At 54.6% G+C, this 659-nt stretch carries 1 rRNA gene; it reads right to left on the reverse strand.

The features are described 5' to 3' along the window. A 23S ribosomal RNA gene (locus ABLU96_RS11515) occupies nucleotides 1-659 on the reverse strand; the annotation flags it as partial.

Consider the following 659-nt stretch of genomic DNA (forward strand, 5'->3'; position numbering starts at 1 on the left):
ACGTTCCGGATTTACCTGGAACATCCGCCTACATGCTTAAACCGGGACAACCGTCGCCCGGCCAACATAGCCTTCTCCGTCCCCCCTTCGCAGTAACACCGAGTACAGGAATATTAACCTGTTTCCCATCGACTACGCCTTTCGGCCTCGCCTTAGGGGTCGACTCACCCTGCCCCGATTAACGTTGGACAGGAACCCTTGGTCTTCCGGCGTGCGGGTTTTTCACCCGCATTATCGTTACTTATGTCAGCATTCGCACTTCTGATACCTCCAGCAACCCTCACAGGCCACCTTCAACGGCTTACAGAACGCTCCCCTACCCAACAACACATAGTGTCGCTGCCGCAGCTTCGGTGCATGGTTTAGCCCCGTTACATCTTCCGCGCAGGCCGACTCGACCAGTGAGCTATTACGCTTTCTTTAAATGATGGCTGCTTCTAAGCCAACATCCTGGCTGTCTGGGCCTTCCCACATCGTTTCCCACTTAACCATGACTTTGGGACCTTAGCTGGCGGTCTGGGTTGTTTCCCTCTTCACGACGGACGTTAGCACCCGCCGTGTGTCTCCCGTGATAACATTCTTCGGTATTCGTAGTTTGCATCGGGTTGGTAAGTCGGGATGACCCCCTAGCCGAAACAGTGCTCTACCCCCGAAGATGA

Origin of the sequence: Klebsiella sp. CN_Kp106, from assembly GCF_040064575.1 — a bacterium.
GTDB classification, from domain to species: domain Bacteria; phylum Pseudomonadota; class Gammaproteobacteria; order Enterobacterales; family Enterobacteriaceae; genus Klebsiella; species Klebsiella michiganensis.